General features: G+C 66.6%; 16 protein-coding genes. 4 read left to right on the top strand and 12 right to left on the bottom strand.

The window, feature by feature from the left end; genetic code table 11:
• Nucleotides 1-107 precede the first annotated feature (107 nt).
• From BLA15945_RS26765 to BLA15945_RS26750, 4 genes are all read right to left on the bottom strand, one after another.
• Nucleotides 108-704 carry an FMN-dependent NADH-azoreductase gene (locus BLA15945_RS26765; protein ID WP_059236373.1) on the bottom strand — a complete coding sequence of 199 codons (597 nt, stop codon included), beginning with the start codon at nucleotides 702-704 and terminating at the stop codon, nucleotides 108-110.
• Between the two features lie 147 nt (nucleotides 705-851).
• On the bottom strand, nucleotides 852-2,651 hold the full coding sequence (locus BLA15945_RS26760) for a M61 family metallopeptidase (protein WP_174993793.1): 1,800 nt from the start codon (nucleotides 2,649-2,651) through the stop codon (nucleotides 852-854).
• A gap of 107 nt (nucleotides 2,652-2,758) precedes the next feature.
• Nucleotides 2,759-3,487, bottom strand: coding sequence for a DsbC family protein (locus BLA15945_RS26755; protein WP_059236377.1), 729 nt, complete (start codon nucleotides 3,485-3,487; stop codon nucleotides 2,759-2,761).
• Between the two features lie 90 nt (nucleotides 3,488-3,577).
• Nucleotides 3,578-4,756 carry a UbiH/UbiF family hydroxylase gene (locus BLA15945_RS26750; RefSeq protein WP_174993792.1) on the bottom strand — a complete coding sequence of 393 codons (1,179 nt, stop codon included), beginning with the start codon at nucleotides 4,754-4,756 and terminating at the stop codon, nucleotides 3,578-3,580.
• Nucleotides 4,757-5,002: 246 nt separating this feature from the next.
• Here BLA15945_RS26750 and ychF point away from each other — a divergent pair, with 246 nt between their 5' ends.
• On the top strand, nucleotides 5,003-6,097 hold the full coding sequence (gene ychF, locus BLA15945_RS26745) for a redox-regulated ATPase YchF (protein WP_059236380.1): 1,095 nt from the start codon (nucleotides 5,003-5,005) through the stop codon (nucleotides 6,095-6,097).
• A gap of 67 nt (nucleotides 6,098-6,164) precedes the next feature.
• Here the strand turns inward: ychF and BLA15945_RS26740 are convergent, their stop codons facing one another.
• The 5 genes from BLA15945_RS26740 to BLA15945_RS26720 all read right to left on the bottom strand — a co-directional run bounded on the left by BLA15945_RS26740 (nucleotide 6,165) and on the right by BLA15945_RS26720 (nucleotide 11,962).
• Nucleotides 6,165-7,226 carry a radical SAM protein gene (locus tag BLA15945_RS26740; protein WP_174993791.1) on the bottom strand — a complete coding sequence of 354 codons (1,062 nt, stop codon included), beginning with the start codon at nucleotides 7,224-7,226 and terminating at the stop codon, nucleotides 6,165-6,167.
• Between the two features lie 39 nt (nucleotides 7,227-7,265).
• Entirely contained in the window at nucleotides 7,266-8,135 is an 870-nt protein-coding gene (locus BLA15945_RS26735) for an alpha/beta hydrolase family protein (protein ID WP_174993790.1), read from the bottom strand.
• Nucleotides 8,136-8,467: 332 nt separating this feature from the next.
• The gene (gene gabP / locus BLA15945_RS26730; RefSeq protein WP_174993789.1) at nucleotides 8,468-9,859 is read right to left on the bottom strand and encodes a GABA permease; all 1,392 of its coding nucleotides are present in this window, start codon (nucleotides 9,857-9,859) and stop codon (nucleotides 8,468-8,470) included.
• A gap of 411 nt (nucleotides 9,860-10,270) precedes the next feature.
• On the bottom strand, nucleotides 10,271-10,615 hold the full coding sequence (locus BLA15945_RS26725) for an MmcQ/YjbR family DNA-binding protein (RefSeq protein ID WP_174993788.1): 345 nt from the start codon (nucleotides 10,613-10,615) through the stop codon (nucleotides 10,271-10,273).
• An 81-nt stretch (nucleotides 10,616-10,696) separates the two neighbouring features.
• Complete coding sequence (locus BLA15945_RS26720; protein WP_174993787.1) at nucleotides 10,697-11,962, bottom strand: MFS transporter; 1,266 nt, start codon at nucleotides 11,960-11,962, stop codon at nucleotides 10,697-10,699.
• Between the two features lie 193 nt (nucleotides 11,963-12,155).
• Here BLA15945_RS26720 and gcvA point away from each other — a divergent pair, with 193 nt between their 5' ends.
• From gcvA to ettA, 3 genes are all read left to right on the top strand, one after another.
• Nucleotides 12,156-13,073, top strand: a complete 918-nt coding sequence (gene gcvA, locus BLA15945_RS26715; RefSeq protein ID WP_059236391.1) for a transcriptional regulator GcvA — start codon at nucleotides 12,156-12,158, stop codon at nucleotides 13,071-13,073.
• Nucleotides 13,074-13,162: 89 nt separating this feature from the next.
• Nucleotides 13,163-13,471, top strand: coding sequence for a DUF3761 domain-containing protein (locus BLA15945_RS26710; protein WP_059236393.1), 309 nt, complete (start codon nucleotides 13,163-13,165; stop codon nucleotides 13,469-13,471).
• Between the two features lie 186 nt (nucleotides 13,472-13,657).
• Nucleotides 13,658-15,325 carry an energy-dependent translational throttle protein EttA gene (gene ettA / locus BLA15945_RS26705; protein ID WP_059236395.1) on the top strand — a complete coding sequence of 556 codons (1,668 nt, stop codon included), beginning with the start codon at nucleotides 13,658-13,660 and terminating at the stop codon, nucleotides 15,323-15,325.
• Nucleotides 15,326-15,456: 131 nt separating this feature from the next.
• On the opposite strand, the gene BLA15945_RS26700 is transcribed toward ettA, so the two are convergent.
• The 3 genes from BLA15945_RS26700 to BLA15945_RS26690 are packed head-to-tail and all read right to left on the bottom strand — an operon-like array spanning nucleotide 15,457 to nucleotide 18,498.
• Nucleotides 15,457-16,080 carry an HAD family hydrolase gene (locus BLA15945_RS26700; protein WP_059236397.1) on the bottom strand — a complete coding sequence of 208 codons (624 nt, stop codon included), beginning with the start codon at nucleotides 16,078-16,080 and terminating at the stop codon, nucleotides 15,457-15,459.
• Complete coding sequence (locus BLA15945_RS26695; protein WP_059236399.1) at nucleotides 16,077-16,628, bottom strand: cysteine hydrolase family protein; 552 nt, start codon at nucleotides 16,626-16,628, stop codon at nucleotides 16,077-16,079. The genes BLA15945_RS26700 and BLA15945_RS26695 overlap by 4 nt, the downstream gene beginning before the upstream one ends.
• Nucleotides 16,629-16,683: 55 nt before the next feature.
• Entirely contained in the window at nucleotides 16,684-18,498 is a 1,815-nt protein-coding gene (locus BLA15945_RS26690) for an aminopeptidase P family protein (RefSeq protein ID WP_059236400.1), read from the bottom strand.
• Between the last annotated feature and the right edge of the window lie 8 nt (nucleotides 18,499-18,506).

Here is an 18,506-nt window from a genome sequence, read left to right as displayed (position 1 = left end):
TCCTTCCCCGGATCCGGCCGACACGCAAAAAAACGCCGCGCCCCTTTCGGGGGCGCGGCGTTTTTTTTATCAGGTGAGGCAGCAGGTGCGTCGCACCTGCATCGGCCTTACGCGGCGGCGATCGCTTCGCGTGCGCTGGCCAGCGCGGCGCTTTGCGCATCCGGGCCGAGATTCAGGCCTTCCGCGAAGATGAAGCTCACGTCGGTCATGCCGACGAAGCCGAGGAACGTGCGCAGATACGGCGTCTGGCTGTCGTTCGGCGTGCCGGCGTACTTGCCGCCGCGGGCCGTCACGACGTGAACCTTCTTGCCCTTGATCAGGCCTTCCGGACCGTTCTCGGTGTAGCGGAACGTGACGCCGGCACGGGCGATCCAGTCGAAGTACGTCTTCAGTTGCGACGAGATGCCGAAGTTGTACATCGGCGCGCCGATCACGATGATGTCGGCGGCTTGCAGCTCGGCGATCAGTGCATCGCTCTTCGCGACGATCGCATTCTGCTCCGCGGTGCGGTTGTCGGCCGGCGTGAAGAACGCGCCGAGCACCGATTCGTCGAGGTGCGGCAGCGCATCGGCCAGCAAGTCGCGAACCACGACGTTCGCGCCGGGATTCGATTGTTGCAGCTTTGCCGTCAGTTCGTTAGCCAGCAGCGTGGATTGCGCACCTTGCGAACGTGCAGCGGAATTGATTTGCAGAATGGTCGTCATGTCAGGCTCCAGTAGGGTTGCGCTTCGGTAGCGCGAGTGACCCCATTGTGCGTGGCCGCATGACCGCGAAAAAGCGGGTTCAGGGCGACGGATTGTTGCAGCAGCAGAACAATACTCGATCGCGCCCCGATACCCGCTTCCTTACGTTCACCCCTTCAGCCAGGCTTCCCGGGCCCTCGCGACCGCCGCCGGCTTCGCGGCCGCCGTCAGCCGGTAGCGCGTGACTTCCGGGCCGTCGAGCTTGAGTTTCGCGGTGCGCAGCTCGTCGCGGCGGAACGCGTGAACCTCGACCTTGTCGCCCGGCCGGTAGCGCGCGAGCAACGCATCGAGGTTCGTGCCCGTCACGCGCAGCCCGTCGACCGCGATCAGCGTGTCGCCGGCCGACAGCCCCGCGCGATGCGCGGCGCCGCCTTCGTAGACCGCCGCGAACGTGCAGTCCGCGCCGCCGCGCAGGCGCGCGCCGATCGTCGGCTTCGCGGCCGCGCCGAGTGCGACATCGGGTGCGAGCGTCACCCCGAACGGCGCGAGCAACTCGGCGAGCGGCAGGTCGCGCGTGCCGTGCACGGCGTCGGTGAACAGGCGGCCGAGCGCGACGCCCGTCGCCTCTTCGATCAGCGCGTCGACTTCGTTCTCCTCGACGCCGGCCGGCTTGCCGCGGTAGAAATCGCGGCCGTAGCGTTGCCACAGCAGGCGCATCACGTCGTCGAGCGACTTCCGGTTGCGCGTCTGCGCGCGGATCGCGAGATCGAACGCGAGCGCGACGAGCGAACCCTTCGTGTAATAGCTGACGATCGCGTTGGTCGCGTTCTCGTCCTGACGGTAGTACTTGATCCACGCGTCGAACGAGCTTTCCGCGACGCTCTGCTTGAGCCGGCCCGTACCGCGCAGCACGCCGCCGACCGTGCGGCCCAGCGCCGTGAAATATTCGTCCTGCGACATCAGCCCGCTGCGCACCAGCATCAGGTCGTCGTAATACGACGTGAAACCTTCGAACAGCCACAGCAGCGACGTGTAGTTCTCGCGCGTCAGGTCGTACGGCACGAACGCCGCCGGCTTGATGCGCTTCACGTTCCACGTGTGGAAGTACTCGTGGCTGCAGAGACCGAGATAGGTGCGATAGCCTTCCGTCGTTTCCGGCCGCCCCTTCACCGGCAGGTCGGTGCGGTTGCAGATCAGCGCAGTCGACGCGCGATGCTCGAGACCGCCGTAGCCGTCGCTGACCGCGAGCGTCATGAACACGTAGCGGTCCATCGGCGCCTTCTTCGACTTCGGCTCGAACAGCGCGATCTGCGCTTCGCACACGCGCTTCAGGTCGGTACGCAGCCGCTCCATGTCGAGCTGCGTCACGCGCCCCGCGACCACGATGTCATGCGGCACGCCGTGCGCGTCGAACGTCGCGAGCGCGAATTCGCCGATCGTCACCGGATGATCGGACAGCTCGTCGTAGTTGGCCGCGCGATACGCGCCGAAACCGTAGCGCTTCGTACCGCGCGCCTCGGGCAGCGCGGTGCCGACGCGCCACGTGCGAAACGCCGCGCCGGCCGGTTTAGCGATGTCGACTTCGCACGGCGCATCCTCGCGCCCGGCGACGCTCAGGAACACGGCCGTCGCGTTGAAGAAGCCGCCCGACTCATCGAGATACGCGGAGCGCACCGACAGGTCCCACGCGTACACGTCGTAGCGCAGCGTCAGCGCGCCGGTCACGGGCGCGGCCTGCCACGTGTGCTTGTCGGTCTTCGCGACGCGCACCTTGCGGCCCGCGTCGTTGAACGCACCGAGCGTCACGATGTTGCGCGCGAACTCGCGCACGAGGTAGCTGCCCGGAATCCACACCGGCAGCGAGAAGCGCTGGCCTTCGGGATCGGGATCGGTAACCGTCACCGACACTTCGAACAGGTGCGCGGCAAGATCTTTCGGGGCAATCGAATAGCGAATCGGCTGGGTCATCGTGGCAATCGGTCGGTCGAATACGGCGGCGAAAACGAAGAGAGGCGCCGGCAGATCATGCGGGCGCCCCTCGCTGGCCGGGCCATGCGGCCCGGCGTATCGGTCGGTTACTTGCTCGAGGCGAGCGCCTGGTTGAGCTGGTCGGCCGAGACCGCGCCCGGCAGGCGGCGGCCGTCCGGCAGGAAGATCGTCGGCGTGCCCGTGACGTTCATCCCGCGGCCGAGCGCGAGGTTCTTGTCGAGCGCGCTGGTATCGCAGGTGCCGGCACCGGACGGCGCGCGGTGGTCGAGCATCCAGCCCTCCCACGTCTTCGCACGGTCGGTCGCGCACCAGATCGCCTTCGACTTCACGGTCGAATCCGGCGACAGCACCGGGTACAGGAACGTGTAGACGGTGACGTTGTCGATCGACTGCAGCGTCGTCTCGAGCTTCTTGCAGTACGGGCAGTTCGGATCGGAGAACACCGCGATCTTGCGTGCGCCGTTGCCCTTGACGACCTTGATCGCATTCGCGAACGGCAGGCTCGCGAAGTCGATCTTGTTGATTTCGGACAGGCGTGCGTCGGTCAGGTTCTTGTGCGTCTTGGTGTCGACGAGATCGCCGAGCAGCACGTAATCGCCTGCCGCGTCGCTATAGATGATCTGCGAGCCGAGGTTCACTTCGTAGAGGCCCGCGACCGGCGACTTCGATACGCTCTTGATCGGCGCGTCGTTGCCGAGACGGGCTTGCAGCGTGGCTTTCAGCTTGTCGGTGGTCTGGTCGGCCTGGGCGGTGCAGCCAAGCGTCGCCATCGTGACGGCCAGCGCCAGCGACGCGATGCGGATCGTTTTTTTCATCGAAATCTTCCTTCAGCTCAATCGGTGTCCACGGCACAGTGTACGCCGTAACGGAACCGACTCCGACCGGCGAAGCGGCAGAAGGTTCGATCAGCCGAGTGCGGCCGACACGAGCCAGCGCTTCACGAACGGCTGCGCGCCGACGAAGGCCATGCCCGCATTGCGCACCGCCTTCGCGAGCGAGCCCGGCACCGCGAACAGCCGCTGCAGGCCGTCGGTCGCGACCATCAGCGCGCGGATGTCCTCGCGGCGCGAACGCTCGTAGCGGCGCAGCAGCACCGTATCGCCGAGGTTGCGGAAGCTTTCCTTGCCCGCGATCGCGTCGGCGAGCGCCGCAACGTCGCGCAGCCCGAGGTTCATCCCCTGCCCCGCGAGCGGGTGGATCAGATGCGCGGCATCGCCGACCAGCGCGACGCGCGGCGCGATCAGCTTGTCGACCGTCTGCAGCGCCAGCGGGAAGCCGGCGGCCGGCGTCACGCATTCGAGCGTGCCGACCTGGCCGTGCGACACGCGCTCGACCTCGGCCGCGAGCTGCGCCGGATCGAGTGCGAGCAATTCATCGGCATGCGCAGTGTGCGCGGACCACACGAGCGACACGTGGCCGTCCGGCAGCGGCAGCAGCGCGACGATCTCGCCTTCGTGGAACCACTGGCAGGCCGTCTCGCGGTGCGGCAGCGACGCCTTGAAGTTCGCGACGACGCCCGTCTGCCGGTAATCGCGCCGTTCGACCTTGGCCCCCATTTGGGAACGTACCCACGAATGCGCGCCGTCGGCGCCGACGATCAGGTCGGCTTCGAGCACCTGCCCCGACGACAACGTGAGGACGGCCGCGTCGTCGCGCACGTCGAAGCCCTGGGCGCGCGCCTCGAACCATGTGAGATTCGGCTGGAACCGCAGCGCGGCGTCGAGCGACGCCTCGACCAGCGACGATTCGGCGATCCATGCAAGTTGCGGCACGGAGGCCTGGTAAGCGGAGAAATGCAGTTCCGCGTGCGCATCGCCGTACACGCGCATGTCGTAGACGGGCGCGAGCCGGCTGTGATCGAGCGCCTGCCAGACCCGCAGCCGCTCGAGCAGCGCCTGCGAACTGGAGGACAGCGCGTAGACGCGCGTGTCGAACGCGAGATCGGCGGGGCGCGGCGTGGCCGGCTGGGCGAGCAAGGCAGTCTTGTAGCCGGACTGGGTCAGCGCGAGCGCGGCCGTCTTGCCGACGAGCCCGCCGCCGACCACGGCGACGTCGAAGGTGTGGTGGGCAGTCATGGCGGGCATTATAGCCGCGGGGCCAAACCCTTACGCGGCCGGACTTTGCGGGAAATCAGCAGAATCGCAGGCGGCCGATGCGGCGCGGCGGCCCGCCGCATCGGCCGTTCGGCGCAACCCCGGAATCCGGGGCGCCGGCACGGTACAATAGCGTCTTTGACCGTCGGCCCGCCGCGCTCCCCGCGCCGGCCGCCCTTTTTTCCCGCGCCGCCGTGCCCTGTCCGGCCGCGCCGCCTTACCCGTCCGAAGGATTCCATGAGTCTCAAATGCGGCATCGTCGGCTTGCCCAACGTCGGCAAGTCCACCCTGTTCAATGCGCTGACCAAGGCCGGCATCGCCGCCGAGAACTACCCGTTCTGCACGATCGAGCCGAACGTCGGCGTCGTCGAAGTGCCCGATACGCGCCTGAAGGCGCTCTCGGAGATCGTCAAGCCGGAGCGTGTCGTGCCGGCCGTCGTCGAGTTCGTCGACATCGCGGGCCTCGTCGCAGGCGCGAGCAAGGGTGAAGGCCTCGGCAACCAGTTCCTCGCGAACATCCGCGAAACCGACGCGATCACGCACGTCGTACGCTGCTTCGAAGACGAGAACGTCATTCACGTCGCCGGCAAGGTCAGCCCGATCGACGACATCGAAGTGATCAACACCGAACTCGCGCTGGCCGACCTCGGCACCGTCGAGAAGTCGCTCACGCGCTATTCGAAGGCTGCCAAGTCGGGCAACGACAAGGAAGCGGCGAAGCTCGTCGCGGTGCTCGAGAAAGTGCGCGCGCAGCTCGACCAGGGCAAGGCCGTGCGCGGCCTCGCGCTGTCGGACGACGAACAGGTGCTGCTCAAGCCGTTCTGCCTGATCACCGCGAAGCCCACGATGTACGTCGCCAACGTGAAGGACGACGGCTTCGAGAACAACCCGCACCTCGATGCAGTGCGCAAGTACGCGGAAAGCGAAAACGCGCCGGTGGTCGCCGTGTGCGCGGCGATCGAAGCGGAAATCGCCGATCTCGACGACGCGGACAAGGAAGCGTTCCTCGCCGACATGGGCATGGAAGAGCCGGGCCTCGACCGCGTGATCCGCGCGGGCTTCAAGCTGCTCGGCCTGCAGACGTATTTCACCGCGGGCGTGAAGGAAGTGCGCGCGTGGACGATCCATATCGGCGATACGGCGCCGCAGGCGGCCGGCGTGATCCACACCGACTTCGAGCGCGGCTTCATCCGCGCGCAGACGATCGCGTTCGACGACTACGTCACGTACAAGGGCGAGCAAGGCGCGAAGGAAGCCGGCAAGATGCGCGCCGAAGGGAAGGAATATGTCGTGCACGACGGCGACGTGATGAACTTCCTGTTCAACGTGTAGTGTTGCTTCGATACGCATTCAAAAAGCCCGCACTCGCGGGCTTTTTTATTCCGGCGACCGCATCGCGTCACTGCACCTGGCAATCCAGCATGTGCCCGGCGCGGTTGCGTGGATGGTAACTCGACCAGACGAACTGACTGAAGTAGCTCTCTGCCACTTCGGTCCAGGTCCTGAGCCCACCGTCTTCCTGCAGCACGTGTCTCGCGTTGACCAGCAACCACGACATCACGGCCTGGCTGTCGCGACACTTCGTACACTCTCCTGAAGTACAACAGCGCGCCAGCGTCTGGAAGTCCGCGCGATACGCGTTGAATTTCGGCAACGCGGGCCATCCCGAAGCGAACCGCGCCTCGTTCTCCGGATGATCTTCGCTGACACTCGGGCAACTCGCATGACCGAATGTTCCCCAGTGGGTCTCGCCACGCATGAGTGCGGCCAGATAGTACGGATGGCTCACCACGGTTTCCGGGTATTTCGCCTGCAATGCGAGCAATACATTCAGGAGTTGTTCCTCACCTTGCCGGCGAAGGGGTCCTGCAACATCGTAGGCACTGTAGTAATTGAACAGCAGCCGATTTCCGTTATCCCGAATCCTGCGTACCGTTTCTTCGATATAGGCAATGCCGTCGATCGAGACGGCATAGACGAAACCAGCCCGCTCGTCGTCGCGATAATTCGCAAGTACCTTGTCGAACAGACCTGTGAAACGCTTTCCGTTCGGGCCAATCGCGCGCAATTCGTCATCGAGCGGCCCGCCGCCGAATACGGAGATCGCGATGGTGATATCTTCGAAACCCTCGAAAGGAATTCGACGGAGACCGTTCGTCGAAACGGACACCTTCGGCATGTGCTTCCGGAATATCCTGATCCGATCGAGAAACAGTGCGGGCTCGCCACCTATCAGCAATGGCGCATTGATTCCGCGTGCGGCCTCGTCCTGCACACGAGCCTCCAGCCGCGACGAATCGTTCAACTCATCCGATGCGACGTCGAACGCGTTCTCAAAGAACCAGCACCCTTTGCAGCGCAGATTGCATTGATTCGTGAGGTGGTAAAGCGACGCGCGTGTCTCCTTCGCCTCATTTCGCACTGCCTTGAAACGCGCTTTCAAATCGATTGAATCGTCCATCCAGGTCTCCTGATACGAGGACGCGAGCACGCCCGAGCGTCAACCCTGCAATCCTCTGGTGAGTTCCGGCCACAGCGACGAATGCGTGCGGCGGAACATGCCGACGTGACCGATTGCCCGGCCATCACAGTTTTCCGGGCTGATGAAATGGACGTGGCGGCTGGCGTTCGGCAACCACCGCAGCCAGTCCTCGATATTGGCCAGCGTCGCAAGGGGGTCATCGGTCGCTGCGACTACCGTGACAGGAGCAGAGAATTCGTTGTAGTAGTGATGCGCAACGCCGACCCCGAACTCGTTCGCCATGTATCCGGGGCTTCGGCACCACCGAGCCCACTGAAGCCCGACGCGCGCAGGCAGATCCTCGCCCCAGCCGAGCACCCTGGCGGGGACATAGCCAAGCAGGCGAGCGGTCACCGGAACGTAGAGATCAGCCAGCAACAGCGCGGCAATGCGCGTCGCCCCCCGGATGTTGCCGACGTATCCAGATGAAGCTGATATTGCGCATAGCGAACGGATCGATGCGTGGTTCGGCATCAGGCCGACCAGTTGCGCACCCGCGCTGTGCCCAATCAGATGGGCATCACGTGCACCGGTTGCGCCAAGGAGCCAATCGAGCGCAGCAGGCATGTCGAGCTGCCCCCAATCCTGTTTGCGGACGCGTGATCGACGGACGTGGCAGCCATTCAGCGACGCACCCATCCCCCGATAGTCGAATACGAATGTCGGATAACCACCATTGCGTAGCCACTCCGCAAATGCGAAATAGAAGGACTGACGCAATCCGGTAGCAGGACAGACGAGTACGGGAGAGCGGGAACCGGCCTCCGCCGGAAAATAGGTTCCTCGAAGCGCGTACCCGTCAACGGCGTGAAACTCGACACGTACCCGGGCAGTCGGTGGTCCGGTCATTGCCCGGACCTCAATGCACCGGGGCAGGGATGTGCGTCATGTGCGATGACGCGCAACTTGGCTCGCTTCGAAACTTGAGCACACAACAAAGCCCACCAAATCGATTGCGCCATCGATTCACTCCGGCTGTCGAAGTGGTCAATGTATGCAGGGGCCGTCGACAATGAAATCAGACGAGTTCGATTCTTCGCCCTTAAATTTCGACCCTATCTCGCCGTCCTCCCCCCGCAACGACATCCGCACCGCAAAAAAGACAAATGGCCCGACCGGCAAACGCCGATCGGGCCATTTTTCATGACCGGGGCTCCCCGCCCCGCTGTCACGTTACTGCATCACGTTGCCGACACCCGCCGCCCCGCGTTCGCCTGCGCATCGCGACCGCGCTTGTTCAGCCACGACGCGAACAGCACGATCAACGCCAGCACGGCCGTCGCACCGACCTCCATCCGGTGATCCTCGCTGACGAACATCACGGTCAGCGTGCCGCAGATGAACAGGATCACGAGCCACGTGAGCCACGGGAACAGCCACATCCGCAGCGTCAGGTCGGCGCGGGTCGATTCGAGCGTCTTGCGCATCCGCAGTTGCGAGATCGCGATCACCAGATACACGAGCAGTGCGATCGCACCCGACGTTGCGAGCAGGAAGCCGAACACCTGTTCCGGCATCAGGTAGTTCGCGATCACGGTCACGAAGCCGAATGCGGTCGACGCGAGCACGGCCGCACGCGGCGTGCCGGTCGAATCGGTGCGATGCAGGAATGCCGGCGCATCCTTGCGCTTCGACAGCGAGAACAGCATCCGCGACGCCGTGTACAGCGCCGAATTCAGGCAGCTCGCGACCGACACGAGCACGATCACGTCGATGATCGCCTTCGCGTTCGGGATGCCGATCAGTTCCATCGCACGCTGATACGAGCCGTGCTTCGGCAGCAGCGGATCGTTCCACGGCACGATGGCCGCGACGATCAGGATCGAGCCGAGATAGAACAGCGTGATACGCCAGATGACCGAATTCGTCGCGCGCACGATCTGGCGCTGCGGGTTATCCGATTCGGCGGCCGCGATCGTTACGATCTCGGTGCCGAGGAACGAAAACATCGTCGTCAGCATCGCCGCCAGCACCGCGCCGGCGCCATTCGGCATGAAGCCCTGATGCGCGAACAGGTTCGACACCCCCGATACGGCGGGCGCCGGGATGATTCCAACGATCGCCGCCCCGCCGATACACAGGAACACGACAATCGCGACGACCTTGATCAGCGCGAACCAGAATTCGAATTCGCCGTAGTTCTTGACCGAGAAAAGGTTGGTGATCGTGAGCAGCAGCGTGATGCCGAGCGCGAAGATCCAGGTCGCGATGCCCGGGAACCACGCATTGAGGATGGTCGCGGCGGCCGTCGCCTCGATCGGGATCACGAGCACCCAGAACCACCAGTACAGCCAGCCGATCGTGAAGCCGGCCCAATGGCCGATCGCGCGATCGGCATAGGTCGAGAACGACCCGCTGTCAGGATGCGCGACGGCCATTTCGCCGAGCATGCGCATCACCAGCACGACCAGCACGCCCGCGATCGCATACGCGAGTATCGATGCCGGCCCGGCTTCCGCGATCGCGTGGCCGGAGCCGACGAACAAGCCCGCGCCGATGACGCCGGCAATCGACATCATCGTCACGTGACGCTGCTTCAGGCCCGTGCCGAGGCCTGTGTTGCTTCCACTCATCTGTCTCTCTCCAAAAAACGGTTCCGGTACGACCGGGTGTCGCGTGAAGGCGGCGCGGGGAGTTGTCGTTCTTGAATCCGGCTGCGACCGCGCGTGCGTCGCACGCGGGCATGAGGCCGGATGGGGCCGTTCGGATCGGTGTGCCCGCGCAGTCTGCGAAGCTGCGGGTGCGATGCAGCGCACCAGGCGCCGGCGCATCGCGTACGCCCTTTCCGTCGGCTGTCGTCAGCCGCCTTCGAAGCGAAGGAGTGTAAGCATCAAACGGTTCTTCACTAAGAACCAATTGAAGAATTTCGATGGAACCACTTGTTGCATCGATGCGAAACGATGCAACGCTTGCTGCGGTTCGGCGACGGCTCGCGCGCCGGTGCGCTCGTCACGGGCATGCCGGCCGCATTGCGCGCAGGGCACTCAGTTCGCGTCGCGTGCGGCTTCGTCCCGCCACTTCGCAGGTACGATCGCGTGCCATTCTCGCAGAAGCAGGCTTTTCACGGCGTCGGGATGCGCGGCCGACAGGCGCACCAGTACGATCGGCCAGCCGGCATAGTGATCGGTCACGTAATACACGCCGGGTTCCGATTCGATCAGCCATGCGCGTTCGTCGGGACCGACACCCTTCACGACGAGCGTGTCGCCGTCCTCGCGCAGCCGCGCGAGCATCTTGCCCTTCACCTTGAGCGCGGGCGTGCCGTACGACGTGCCCTCCTCGACACCGCGCCACGCGAGCGCGATCTGCCGGACTTCGTCGAATGTCACGATGCCTCCCCGACCGTTCGCCGATGGTTGACGGTCCGGCCACCCTACCGGAAATCGCACGATGCGCCCAGTCGGGTGCGCCTATCCGCCGGTTGCGCGCGCGGCCGCCGGCGCCCGTCCGGTGGTCGCGACAATCGCAAACGCGATCGCATTCGCGACGGCGCTCGCGAGGATCGGCACCAGATAGCCGCCGCCCGCGTCGTAGATGAAACCGGCCGCCGCCGGCCCGATCAGCGTGCCGAATGCGACGCTCGTGTACAGGATGCCGATGATCGCGCTCACGTTGCGCCCGCCGAAGTAGTCCATCACGACGGCCGGCAGCACGGCGACCCAGCCACCGTAGAACACGCCGAACACGAGCGCGAACGCGGCCAGCGTCGCTACGGTGCCGGCGCCCGCCCACGCGACGAGCGCCACGGCCATGCCGGCGAACATCGCGAGCAGCGACGCGCGGCGGCCGAAGCGGTCGGCGAGCCCCCCGAGGAAGAAGCGGCCGGCCGTGCTGCCGACGCCGATCGCGCCGAGCAGCAGCACGGCCGTCGATGGCGCGACGCCATGATCGAGTGCATACGGCACGAGGTGAACGAACGGGACGAACACGCCGAACGAGCAGACGAGGCAGGCCGCATAAAGACTCGCGAACGGCCGCGACGTGACGGCTTCGCGCACCGTCGCGCCGGCCCGCACGTTCGCGCCGGCCGACGCAGCACCGGCATGCCGGCCACCGTCGCCGGCGACATCGCCGTCCGGCAACAATCCGCGCCCGCGCGGGTCGTTCTCGATCAGCAGCGACATGCCGGCGCCCAGCACGACAGCGATTGCGGCCAGCGTGAAATACGCACCGCGCCAGCCGACATGCGCAATCGACGCGGACGCGAGCGGCGGCATCACGAGCGTGCCGACGCCGATCCCCGCGACCGCGAGCCCCGACGCGAAGCCGCGCCGCCGCACAAACCAGCGCTGCACTGCGCCGACGGCCGGCACGTATGCGCAGCCGACCCCGAGACCGACGCCGAGACCGTACGCGACATACACCTGCAGCAGCGACTGCGCGGCGCCGGCGGCCGCGAGCCCGGCGCCCGTCAGCAGCATCCCGGCGACGGCGAGCCGCCGCGAGCCGAAGCGATCGGCCAGCGGCCCGCTGACGATGCCGAAACCGAAATACAGGAAGCCGGCGAGCGAGAACACGAGCGAGATCTGCCCGCGCGACGCGGCGAAATCCCGCTGCAGCGACTCGACGAACGCGCTGAACGTATACGCGCTGCCGAACCCGACGAACGTGACGGCGAACGCGGCCGCGACCACGTACCAGCCGTAGAAGAGGCGCGAGGCGCCCGGGCGGTTCATGACGATGCTCCTCTCAGGTTCGACCGGCCGCCGGGCGGCGTCCGGATTGCCTCATGGATATAGATGAACTATGTTGATCGCATCGGCCGTCAAAGGACGGCCACGCAGCACGCGACTCGATGCGTCAACGGTACTCGCGCACATGCATCGCCTCAAACGATATTTCGTCGGCCTTTCGCTTTAGAAAAACTAAATGAATCGTTCCCGCCTGCCGCCGCTCAATGCACTGCGCGCGTTCGAAGCGGCCGCCCGCCATCTGTCGGTGAAGTCGGCCGCCGAGGAGCTGTCGGTCACGCCCGGCGCGGTGAGCCAGATGATCCGCACGCTCGAGACACACCTCGGCGTGCAGCTGTTCGAGCGCGTGAACCGAGGCATCCTGCTGACGGCCGCCGGCCGCGACTACCTGCCGCCGGTGCGCAACGCATTCCGGCAGATCGCCGACGCGTCGCAGCGTGTATCGGGCGCCGCCGACAGCGGCGTGCTGACGGTAAGCGTCACGCCGTTCTTCGCGTCCGCGTGGCTCGTCCCGCGCCTCGCGCAGTTCAGGCACGCGTGTCCGGACGTCGACCTGCAGGTCGTCACGAGCCACGCACTGGCCGATTTCTCGCGCGACGGCGTCGATGTCGCGATCCGCCACGGCCTCGGGCGCTACATCGGGCTGTGCGGCGAGCGCCTGTTGACGGTGGAAATCGTCGCGCTCGCGGCGCCCGATCTCGTCGCGCGGCTCGGCATGCCGGCGACGCCGGCCGACCTCGTCGGCTGGCCGCACTTGCACGACGCCGAGCGCAAGGGCTGGCACATCTGGTTCGGCGCGCAGCGGATCGACGATTTCGGGCCGCCGCGCGGCCCCGCGTTCGACGACTCGGGCCTGCTGCTGCAGGCGATCGTCGCCGGCCAGGGCGCCGGGCTGCTGCCGGCCGCGATGGTGCGCGGCGAACTGGCCAGCGGCCGGCTCGTGCAGCTGGCCGACGTCGCGTGGCTCGACGATTTCGCGTACTACCTCGTCTATCCGCCGCATCACGCCGAACGGCCGAAGGTCGCGGCGTTCCGCCGGTGGATCCTCGACGCCGCGCAGGCCGACGGCGCGGCGTCGATGACCGGCGCGGCGTAGTGTCGCCTGGCTGTCCGGCGCCGATCCGCTAACATGCGGCGCGGGCCATCGGCCCGGCATCGATAACAACAGACCGACCGGGAGAGACCATGCCTGCCCTGCTCCGCCGCGCGACGCACATCGCGGCCCTATCCGCCGCGCTCTTCGTCGCGTGCGCCGCGTTGCCCCATGCTGCGCACGCCTATCGCACGTCACCCGGCTACGGCAACGAAGCCGATCTCGACCGTCACGACACGTATCGCAACCGCGACGGCGAAACCGTGCATGCGCCCGCGCATTCGAAATCGGGCCGCGTGCCGGACGGCGCGAGTGCGCGCTGCCGCGACGGCACGTACAGCTTCAGCCGCCACCGGCGCGGCACGTGCTCGGGGCATGGCGGCGTCGCCGCGTGGCTGTAACGCGGCGCATCCGGATGGCTGCGCCGCGCCAGCGGCAGCCTGCGGCGAAGTACAATACCCGCTCGCGCCGCCGACACGCGGCGACGCCGCCGCGCCCCGCGCGGCACGCTCCGTACCGAATCCCCCGACGCCGCCACGCCCGCGCGCTGCGCGGCCGTCTCAACCACTTCTGACTTTCACACCGAAATGGCCCAATACGTTTTCACGATGAACCGGGTCGGCAAGATCGTGCCGCCCAAGCGCCAGATCCTGAAGGACATCTCGCTGTCGTTCTTTCCCGGCGCGAAGATCGGCGTGCTCGGCCTGAACGGCTCGGGCAAGTCGACGCTGATCCGCATCATGGCGGGCGTCGACAAGGACATCGAAGGCGAAGCCACGCCGATGCCGAACCTGAACATCGGCTACCTGCCGCAGGAGCCGCAGCTCGATCCGACGAAGACCGTGCGCGAAGCCGTCGAGGAAGGCCTCGGCGACCTGTTCCAGGCCAACAAGAAACTGGAAGAAATCTACGCGGCCTACGCGGAGCCGGACGCCGACTTCGACGCGCTCGCGGCCGAACAGGCGAAGTACGAGGCGATCCTCGCGTCGAGCGACGGCGGCAGCCCCGAGCAGCAGCTCGAAGTGGCGGCCGACGCGCTGCGCCTGCCGGCGTGGGACGCGAAGATCGAACACCTGTCCGGCGGCGAAAAGCGCCGCGTCGCGCTGTGCAAGCTGCTGCTCGAAAAGCCGGACATGCTGCTGCTCGACGAACCGACCAACCACCTCGACGCCGAATCGGTCGACTGGCTCGAGCAGTTCCTGGTGCGCTTCCCGGGCACCGTCGTCGCCGTCACGCACGATCGCTACTTCCTCGACAACGCCGCCGAGTGGATTCTCGAACTCGACCGCGGCCACGGCATTCCGTGGAAGGGCAACTACAGCAGCTGGCTCGACCAGAAGGAAGAGCGCCTGAAGCAGGAAGAAGCGTCGGAATCGGCACGCCAGAAGGCCATCAAGAAGGAACTGGAGTGGGTGCGCCAGAACCCGAAGGGCCGTCAGGCGAAGTCGAAGGCACGTATCGCGCGCTTCGAGGAACTGAGCAGCCAGGAATACCAGAAGCGCAACGAAACGCAGGAAATCTTCATTCCGGTCGGCGACCGCCTCGGCAATGAAGTGATCGAGTTCAAGAACGTCAGCAAGGCGTTCGGCGATCGCCTGCTGATCGACAACCTGAACCTGAAGATTCCGGCCGGCGCGATCGTCGGCATCATCGGCCCGAACGGCGCCGGCAAGTCGACGCTGTTCCGGATGCTCACGGGCAAGGAGCAACCGGATTCGGGCGAAGTCGTGATGGGCCCGACGGTGAAGCTCGCGTACGTCGACCAGAGCCGCGATGCGCTCGACGGCTCGAAGACGGTGTTCGAGGAAATCTCGGGCGGCGCCGACGTGCTGACGGTCGGCAAGTACGAAACGCCGTCGCGTGCGTATATCGGCCGCTTCAACTTCAAGGGCGGCGACCAGCAGAAGATCGTCGGCAACCTGTCCGGTGGCGAGCGCGGCCGTCTGCACCTCGCGAAGACGCTGATCTCGGGCGGCAACGTGCTGCTGCTCGACGAACCGTCGAACGACCTCGACGTCGAAACGCTGCGCGCGCTGGAAGACGCACTGCTCGAATTCGCGGGCTCGGTGATGGTGATCTCGCACGATCGCTGGTTCCTCGACCGGATCGCGACGCACATCCTCGCGTTCGAAGGCGATTCGCAGGTCACGTTCTTCGACGGCAACTACCAGGAGTACGAGGCCGACAAGCGTGCGCGCCTCGGCGAGGAAGCCGCGAAGCCGAAGCGTCTGCGCTACAAGCCGATCAGCCGCTGAGCGGCGCGGCCCGGGCGCCCGGCACTGCGGCAACGCGGGGCCGGATGCCGAAGGGGCCACTTCCGGAGCGGCACAAGGAAAAAGCGGGCCAATGGCCCGCTTTTTTTATCTGCCGGGCCCTGGCCCGACGCTTACGCGAGCGCGCCCAGTTCGCGCAGCCGCGCCTCGGTCGACGCCGCGCTCGTGTGGTGTATGCCGTGCCAGCCGAGCGCCGTCGCGGCTGCCGCGTTCTTCGGGTTGTCGTCGATGAACACGAGCTCGTGCGGCGCGATGCCCGGCAGGTGCGGTTCGATCCGCGCATGCATCTCGTGATAGATCGCGGGATCGGGTTTCACGAGCTTCACGCGGCCGGACACGACGATCTCCTTGAAGCGCTGCAACACCGGGAAGTTGTCCCACGCATACGGGAACGTCTGCGCGGACCAGTTCGTCAGACCGAACAGCGGCATCCCCTGCGCCTCCAGCCGGTCGACGAGCGCGGCGCCCTCCTCGAGCACGCCGCCGATCATCTCGTGCCAGCGTGCATAGAACGCGCGGATCGGCGCCTCGTGCGCCGGAAACTTCGCGACGAGCTCGGCCGTGCCTTCCTCGATCGTCTGCCCGCCGTCCTGGCGGATCACCCAGTCCATCGCGCAGACGTGCGTGAGGAACCAGCGACGCTCGGCGTCGTCCGGAATCAGTTCACGGTACAGGTACTCGGGGCTCCAGTCGATCAGCACGCCGCCGAAATCGAACACCACAGCCTTGATCGTCATGCGAACTCCACAGTCAGTACTTCCGCGAGCGGACGCGGCGTCACCGCGTTGCCCGACAGCGAGTTGTTGTTCCAGATGAAGTGGTGATGCGCGACGATCTGCGCGGCCGACAGGTGCGCGCGCTCGTTCGTCGTGTGCAGGTCGGACACGACGGTCGTCCGGTAGCCGAGCAGCGCGGCACGGCGTGCAGCCGAATCGACGCAGAACTCGGTCGCATAACCGCAGATCAGCACCGAACGGATGCCGTGGCGGTCGAGCTGCGCCGCGAGCGGCGTGTCGTGGAACGAATCGCTCATCTGCTTGCGCACGCGCCAGTCGTCGGTGCCGACGACCAGCCCCGCATGCAGCTCCCAGCCCGGCGTGCCGGGGACGATGTCGTCGTCCGCATCGCCGTCGTGCTGCACGAAGCAGACGGGCGCGTTCGCCGCGCGCGCTGCCGCCGTCAGCCGGTTGATGCCCGACACGACGTCGTCGAGCCGGTAGGCGGGCTGCGCCCGCTCCACCAGCCCGCGCTGCATGTCGATCACGATCACTGCGGTGTCCGTCATTGGCTGCCCTCGGTTTTGTCGTCCGGCCGTGGTCCGGCCGTTATCGCATGTTCCGTCAGATCGGCTGCGTGCGCGCGTCCAGCCACGCCTTCGCATCGCCGCTCAGGTGGCGGCCGACGCGCTCGCGCACCGTCGCGTGATACGTGTTCAGCCACGCCCGCTCGTCGTCGTGCAGCATCTCGATCAGCACGCAGCGCGTATCGATCGGACACAGCGTCAGCGTCTCGAACGCGAGGAAATCGCCGAATTCCGTCTTCCCGGCCGCGCGGTTCACGACCAGGTTCTCGATCCGGACGCCCCACTTGCCCGGGCGGTACACGCCCGGCTCGATCGACGTGATCATGCCCTCTTCCATCGCCGTGTACGGCTCGGCCGGCGCGTAGTGCGAGATGACCTGCGGGCCTTCGTGCACGTTCAGGAAGTAACCGACGCCATGCCCGGTACCGTGCCCATAGTCGAGCCCGGCCGCCCACATCGGCGCGCGCGCGATCGCGTCGAGCATCGGCGAGCGGATGCCGCGCGGGAAGCGTGCGCGCGACAGCGCCATCATCGACTTCAGCACGATCGTGAAATCGCGCCGCTGCAGGTCGCTGACGGTGCCGACCGGCACGACGCGCGTGATGTCGGTCGTGCCCGTCACGTACTGGCCGCCCGAATCGATCAGCAGCAGGCCGTCGCCGGCAATCGTCGCGTGCGACTCGCGCGTCGCGTGATAGTGCGGCATCGCGCCGTTCGCGTTGAAGCCCGCGATCGTCGCGAAGCTCGCCGACACATAGCCGGGCCGCCGGGCGCGCGCGGCCGTGAGTTTCTCCTCGATCGTCAGCTCGGTGATCGTCTCGCGGTTCACGGCCTGCTCGAACCACGTGAAGAACTCCGCGAGCGCGGCGCCGTCGTGTTCCATCGTCACGCGCACGTGCTCGATCTCGGCGGATGTCTTGCGCGACTTCGCGAACGTCGACGGATTCACGGCCTCGACGAGCTTCACGCCGGCCGGCACGGCCTCGAGCGTGCCGAACGTCACGCGGCGCGGATCGATCAGCAGCGTCGCGCCGTCGGGCAGCGCCGCGAGCGACGCGCGCGCGGCGTCGTATGCGCGAACGTCGACGCCGTCCTGGGCAAGCGACGCGGCCAGCGCCGGCGGCACCTTGCCATCGGCGACGAACAGCGTCGCGCGATCGGCACCGATCATTGCGTGCGCAACGAATACGGGATTGAAGTTGACGTCGGCGCCGCGCAGGTTGAACAGCCACGCGAGATCGTCGAGCGTCGACACGAAATGCCATTGCGCGCCCTGCGCGTGCATCGCGCGGCGCACATCGGCCAGCTTGCTCGCCCGCGTCGTGTCGGCCTGCGGCGCGACGTGCTCGAACACCGCGTCGCCGGGCAGCCCCGGCCGCTCGGGCCAGATCGCATCGAGCAGGTCGAGATCGGTCCGCAGCGCGATGCCGCGCGCGCTCAGCGCGGCCGTCAGCCCGCGCGCGGCCGCGACGCCGAGCACAGCGCCGTCGACGCCGACCGTCGCACCCGCGGCCACGTTCTGCGCGAGCCAGTCGACGTGGGGCGCGCTCTGCTGCCCGCCCGTCATCTTCATCAGTTGCACCCCCGTGCCGGCCAGTTCGGCGTCGGCCTGCACCCAGTAGCGGCTGTCGACCCACAGCCCCGCGAAATCCGCGGTCACGACCAGCGTGCCGACCGAGCCCGTGAAGCCGGACAGCCAGCGGCGCGCCTGCCAGCGTTCGGGCAGGTATTCGGACAGATGGGGATCGGCGGACGGCACGAGATAGGCGGCCAGGTCCTCGCGGGCCATGGCGTCGCGCAGCAGCGCGAGGCGGGCCGGCACCGGCGAGACTTCGGGAAGACGGGCATTCATGATTTCAC

Source organism: Burkholderia arboris (assembly GCF_902499125.1).
Lineage (GTDB): Bacteria > Pseudomonadota > Gammaproteobacteria > Burkholderiales > Burkholderiaceae > Burkholderia > Burkholderia arboris.
The sequence above is the reverse complement of the archived record's forward strand: the minus strand, read 5'-3'. Positions and strand labels throughout refer to the sequence as shown.